The sequence below is a fragment of the Longimicrobium sp. genome (genome assembly GCF_036280135.1).
Taxonomy (GTDB): domain Bacteria; phylum Gemmatimonadota; class Gemmatimonadetes; order Longimicrobiales; family Longimicrobiaceae; genus Longimicrobium.
Genome location: NZ_DASURI010000490.1, coordinates 1 through 6,181, shown reverse-complemented (window position 1 = coordinate 6,181; position 6,181 = coordinate 1). Strand labels below are relative to the sequence as shown.

The 6,181-nt window shown below is 73.2% G+C and carries 4 protein-coding genes; all 4 read right to left on the bottom strand.

The annotated features are described in order from the left end of the window. Nucleotides 1–514, bottom strand: a 514-nt coding sequence (locus VFZ20_RS15825) for a glycosyltransferase (RefSeq protein WP_329684880.1), incomplete at its 3' end; no start/stop codon positions are given. A gap of 684 nt (nt 515–1,198) precedes the next feature. Then, a complete protein-coding gene (locus VFZ20_RS15820; RefSeq protein ID WP_329684879.1) occupies nt 1,199–2,926 on the bottom strand; it encodes an alginate lyase family protein in 1,728 nt (575 codons plus the stop codon). 25 nt (nt 2,927–2,951) lie between these two features. Next, nucleotides 2,952–4,946 (bottom strand): asparagine synthase (glutamine-hydrolyzing), encoded by a 1,995-nt coding sequence (gene asnB, locus VFZ20_RS15815; protein ID WP_329684878.1) that lies wholly within the window; start codon nt 4,944–4,946, stop codon nt 2,952–2,954. A gap of 3 nt (nt 4,947–4,949) precedes the next feature. Then, nucleotides 4,950–6,181, bottom strand: a 1,232-nt coding sequence (locus VFZ20_RS15810; RefSeq protein ID WP_329684877.1) for a Gfo/Idh/MocA family protein, incomplete at its 5' end; no start/stop codon positions are given.

The following is a 6,181-nucleotide window of genomic DNA, read 5'->3' as shown; positions in this document are numbered from 1 at the left end:
CCTTTTCGGCGGTGAAGATGGCGTTCATGGCCGCCTTGCTCTTGACCGTCCCCATCCCGGCCAGGTAGTCCGGCCACAGGTCGCGCACCTCCAGCACCAGCGGCACGCGACGCAGGGCGTGGACCAGCGTCCCCGTCAGGTGCGGAAACCAGGGCGGCGAGCTGGCCACCAGCACGTCCAGGCCGCCGCCGCGGGCCAGCGCGTGCAGGCCGCTGGTGACCATGAACGTGGCGTTGTTCACCAGCGTGCGCGCAAAGCCGTGCCTGGGGCTGGCGTACAGCCACGAGCGCAGCACCTGGATCCCCTGGTGCTCCTCGCGCATGAACAGCTTGCCCCGGTACGCGGGATGAATGCGCCCCTCGGGCCGGTTGGGCATGCCGGTGATCACGGTCACGCGCGCGCCCTGCTCCTGCCAGCGCAGGGCCATCTCCGTCACACGCGCGGGGCCGGCCCCCACCTCGGGCGGAAACTGCTGGACCAGGTACCCGATGTGGAGCGGTCGCGAAGCCGTCATTCCCATGTCCGTCTGCGGATGGTGCATCCGCGTAGCTCGAGTCTCATCTGCAAAACAGGCATCCGCCTTCGCGGCGGATGCCGTTCACGTCTCGTCGCCCGTCCGACCGTCCGCGGATCGCGCGCGCCGGCCGATGGATCCTCCGCCGTCCGCGGGATCGCCGGCGGAATGCACGCGCCGGGGTCAAAAAGACGCGATCGGGTGATCCGGTTCCGCATCCGCCCGTGCTCCACGGCGAAGTCCGTGCGTCCACTGGATGCGGCGGATCAGCATCTCCCCGCATCCGCCGATTCATCGATCCGTCGATTCCGATCAGCCGATTCCGATCAGCCGATTCCGATCTGCCGATTCCGATCCGCCGAGCCCGATCTGCCGATATCCGATCAGCCGAGCCCGATCCACCGAGCCCGATCCGCCGAGCCCGATCCGCCGATTCCGATCTGCCGATTCCGATCTGCCGACTCGGATCAGCCAATCCGATCCACGCCGGAGCCATGCCTCCCCGAAAAACCGCGATGGGCTCCGCGACCGGACGTCCGTCCACGCCCCACGCGATCCCCAGCCGGCGCGATGCACGCCCCGCGGCAGGAGGCCGGCGGATGCGCATCGCCATCCACCCGATCGCGTTCTTTTGACCGCCGACTTGCAATCAGCCGAATCCGGAGCGCGGAGGGGATCGGCGGATCAGCCCTCGCGGATGCGGTAGCCGAACGCGCGGCCGTCGTTCGCCCGGACGCACAGGCGGATCACCGGCGCCGGCAGCGCCACGCCGAACTCCGGCAGGTGCCATCCCTGCACCGGCGTCCGCTCGCCCACGTGCAGCGTCGCCTCGTCCGCGCCGTACGGCTCGATGACGACCGTCTGCCGCTCGCGCGCGGCGATCCACGCGTCACCCTCGCGGTGGACGGTGAAGGCGGGATGCAGGTGGATCCAGCTTTCCAGCGCCGCGCCCGCGCTTCCCTCCACGCGGTCCGCGACGCGCACCTCGCCGTCGCGCACTTCCAGGCGGCGGCGGTGCACGGTCCGCCGGTCGTGCCAGGGCCGGCATCCGCCCTCGAACACGGCGCCCGCGTCGTCTCCGCGCAGCACGGGGTCGACCGGCGCCGCGCGGCCGCCCACGCGGAAGGTGCCCCACACCTCGCTCTGCTCGCGCCCGCCGATGCCCACCGTGTTGTGGGCCCGCGTGCTGCGCGCGTACTCGCGGAACGGGTCCCCCTCGTACCCGCTCACGCCCACGTCCACCACGACGGGCCGCCCACCCAGGTCCAGCTCGTAGCTCAGCAGGTCGCAGTGCGCGTGGCCGGGCTGGTACGCGGGACCGGGAATGCCGCAGTCCACCAGCAGCCGCGTGGCGCCGTCCGTCCAGCCGTAGTAGCCCGTGTCCGGCATCCACAACGGCCCGCGCGGCTCGGGCACCCCCTGGCCGAGCACGCGGCGCGCCAGCTCGTCCAGCGCGTCGTACGACGGGGCCTCGCCCTGCGCGGCGTCGTTGAACAGGTGCAGCGCGCCGTCCGCCCGGCACAGGACACCGAACGCGCGCGTCATCCGCCGCAGCCGCTCCTCCGCCGCGGCCGGCACCGGCTCGCCGCCCGCGCGCAGCAGCGCCACGGAGCGAAGGAAGTCGTCCAGCGCCACGGCGTGGTACATGGGCGACCGCTCGAAGTGGCCGCCGTCCGGCAGCACCTGCCGGTCCAGCTCGCGCCACAGCCCGCGCCCGCCCGTCCGCCGCCACCGCGCCGCGTCCGCCCCGTCAAAGAGCAGCCCGCCCACGGCCAGCGCCTGCAGGTCGCGCTGCAGGTGGTTGCCCAGGAGGTGGCGCTCCAGCCGGCGCTCCAGCACGGCCAGCTGCCGCCACAGGCTGCGGCCCACGACGTCGCGCGTCTCCGCGTCCAGCCCGTCGCCAAAGAGGAGCAGCGCCTCCGTCCAGTGGACGATGCGCGTGGCCAGCGCGTACGGCTCCCAGCCGTCCCCGCGCCCGTCCGCCGTCGCCTCGATCCACCCGCGGGCCAGCGCCGCGAACCGGGCGGGATACTCCGCGTCGCCCGTGTCGCGCCACGCCCACGCCAGGTCCCGCGCGTAGGCAAAGTAGTGCAGGTGGTACGTCCACAGGTGGCTTACCTGCCGCGCCGTCCAGTCCGGCCGCGCGGGGAGCGTCTCCGCGTGGTTCAGAAATCGGAAGGTGCCCGCGCAGACCCGGTCCGCGCGGTCCACCGTCTCCGCGTAGCCCCACGACCCCAGGCGCACCAGCGCCTCCGCCACGGGCGCCGCCCGGGCAGCATCCACGGGCCGGCCGGGACCCGTGCGCGGCAGGGGCAGGCGCGCCTGCACGCGGCGCAGCGGCAAAAACGCCAGCTGCTCCGGGCGAAGGTGCCGCAGGGTGCGCGCGTAGAGCAGCGCGCGCGACAGGCTCATCCGCGTCCGGCGGACGCGCGGACCGTCACGCCGCCCCCACGGGCTGCGGCGCGGGCGCGTCCACGAACAGGCGGCACCAGATCTCCACGCACATCAGCGCCAGGATGGTGTAGGCGCCGTCCACGCGTCCCGCGCGGTCCGCCTCCACCAGCCGCCGCACGGCCGCGGGGTCGAAGAGGCCGCGACTGCGCAGCGCCTGCGGCGAGAGCGTGTCCTCCACGTGGCCGCGCAGCTCGCCCTTGAGCCACTGCCGCAGGGGCGCGCCAAAGCCGCTCTTGGGGCGGTAGATCACGTCGCGGGGCAGCAGGGGCTCCATGGCCTTCTTGAAGATGGCCTTGCCCTCGGCCCCCTTCTGCTTCATCCCCGGGGGGATGCGCGCGGCGAGCGCCACGAGATCCGGGTCCAGCAGGGGCACCCGCACCTCCACCCCGGCGGCCATCCCCATCTTGTCGGTGTAGTTGAGGTTGTGGTCCGCCAGGAAGTGCTTGCCCTCCAGGTACAGCATGCGGTTGAGCGGGTCGCGCTCGTCCGGGATGCGCGACAGGCTCTCCAGCAGGGGCGCCGCCGTGTCCTCGCCCGCCGTGCGCGCGGCCAGCTCCGGCGAGTACAGCCCGCGCCGCAGCCCCTCGCCGCTCCACCAGAAGTACGCGGCCATCCGCCGGTCGTCGTCCAGGTGCGCGTGCTCCACCAGCTTCACGGCCCGCCGCGCCCACGGCGACGCGCTGAGCGGGCCCGCGCCCCGGCGGACCGTAGCCCCCATCAGCGCGCGGACGGGCGCGGGAAAGCGCGTCCACATCCGCTCCAGCCGCAGGGCCCGGTGGCGCCGGTAGCCGCTGAAGATGTCGTCGCCCCCCGCGCCGCTCAGCAGCACCTTGAAGCCGTCGCGCCGCGCCTGCTCGGCGATGAGCAGGGCGTTGATGGGCGCGGGGTCCGCCTGCGGCTCGTCCAGCAGCCACAGCATGCGCTCCAGGTTGCCGATGATGGACGGGTCCACCCGCAGCGCGTGCAGCTTGACGCCCAGGTGCGCCGCCACCTTCTCCGCGTAGGGCAGGTCCGCCGGGTTGCCGTCCGCGTCCTCGCCGTCGCCAAAGCCGATGCAGTACGTCGTGGGCCGGTCGTCCGGGCGCGCCTGCTTCATCATCGCCACGACGGCGCTGGAATCGAGCCCGCCGGAGAGAAAGGCGCCCACGGGCACGTCCGCCACCAGCTGCCGCTCCACGGCCGTGGCGACGGCCGCGCGCACCCGCGCCGCGATCTCGTCCTCGCTCCCCGCCAGCCGCTCGCCGCCGTACGGCAGGTCGTAGTACCGCCACTGCCGCGCCACGCGTCCCCGGCGAACGAGCTGCGCCTCGCCCGGCGGCAGCTTGCGCACCGACTGCAGCATCGTGCGCGGGGCGGGCGTCCACAGGTAGGCCAGCTGCTGGTGCAGGGCCGCCGCGTCCAGCTCGCGGGGCACGTCGGGGCAGCGCAGGATGGACTTGATCTCCGACGCGAACAGGTACCCGTCCGGCAGCGCCGCGAAGTACAGGGGCTTGATGCCCAGCTGGTCGCGCGCCACGAACAGGTCGCCGCGCTCCACTCCCGCCGGCCGGCCGCGCTCGCGCCCGTCGCGGATGGCGAACGCGAAGATGCCGTTCAGCCGCGACAGCATGGCGGGGCCCTCGTCCGCGTACAGGTGCAGCAGCACCTCGCTGTCCGTGCCGCTGTGGAACGCGTGCCCCCGCGTCCGCAGCTGGTCCCGCAGCTCGCGGAAGTTGTAGATCTCGCCGTTGAACGTGAGCGCCAGGTCCCCCAGCCCGTGGCAGCCGCAGCGGTCGCACTCGACCGTCATGGGCTGCAGCCCCTCGTCCGACAGGTCGATGATGGACAGCCGCCGGTGCGCCAGCGCCGTGCGCACGCCCCGCCCCTCGTCCCACGCGGCCGTGCCGGCACCGTCGGGTCCGCGGTGGGCCAGCGCCTCTTCCATCCACCCCGCCAGCTCCGGCTCCCAGGGCCCCTGGAACCCCGCGATCCCGCACACGGCTCAGCCCTCCGCCGGGCGCGCGTCCGCGTCCACGGGCACGGGCTGCCCCGTGGCCAGCGACTGCTCGATGGCGAAGGTGGCGCGCGTCGTCGCCACGAGCGAGCGGAGCGGGATGGGCATGGCCCCGCCCTTCACGGCGGCCAGGAAGGCGGCGATCTCCTCGTCGAAGCCCTTGTCCTGGCTGAGCTTCTTGACGGACTTCCGCTTGCCGTTGCGGCTGATGGTGAGCTCGCGGAAGTCGTCCAGCACGGCGATGGCGCCCCCGCCGAACACCTCCAGGCGCTCCTTGGGATACGACTTGTCGCCCGTGCTGAAGTAGCTGATGGAGGCGATGGAGCCGTTGCGCATCCGCAGCGACACCGTCACCACGTCGTGCAGGGGGGCCGCGTGGCCACCCGCGTTCAGGGCGAACACCTCGGTCACCTCGTCGTCCGCCACGTGCTGCACGAGGTCCACGAAGTGGCACACCTCGCCGATGATGCGTCCCCCCCCCTGCTCGGGGTCGTGGATCCAGCTGGTCGGCGGGATGGGCCCGGCGTTGATGCGGTACGTCATCGCCAGGGGCGCGTTCGGGGCGAACGCCTGCTTCATCTGCTCCACCAGGGGCGAGAAGCGGCGGTTGAAGCCGACGGCCAGCACGCCGCCCGTCTCCGCCTGTGCCTGGAGGACTTCACGCAGCCCCTCCTCGTCCAGGGCCAGCGGCTTCTCCACGAACACGGCCTTGCCCGCGCGAAGGGCACGCGCCGTCTGCCCCGCGTGCGAGCCGTGCCGCGTGGCGATGACGACGGCGTGCACGGCCGGGTCCGCCAGCAGCTTGTCCGTGTCCGTGGTGCAGTAGCCGAAGCCGAACTTGTCGCCCGTCGTCCGCGCGCTGGCGCCCGTGGCCGTCGACACGCCCACGAGGTCCACGCCGACCTTGGCGATGCGCGGCAGGAGCACGGCCTTGGCGAAGTTCCCCGCGCCGATCACGCCCAGGCCGATCTTCCCCGACGGCGCCGCGGGCCGCAGCAGCACGGTGCGGCCGCCGGCGGAGGCGTCCTGGGGATAGGAAAGGATCACGCCCAGGAACGGCTGCCTGTCCTCGCCCGTGACGATGGCGTAGGCGCGCTCCGCCTCCGCCAGGTCAAAGCGGTGGGACGTGAGCCGCGACGGCGTCACTTGGCCGGTGGCGACCAGGCGCAGGAACTCCTGCATGTTGCGCCGCTCCGTCCACCGCACGTAGCCGATGGGGT

What these genes read in the sequence shown, in the direction of transcription:
- VFZ20_RS15820 (WP_329684879.1), bottom strand. Translation starts at nt 2,926, where the DNA reads ATGAGCCTGTCGCGCGCGCTGCTCTACGCGCGCACCCTGCGGCACCTT.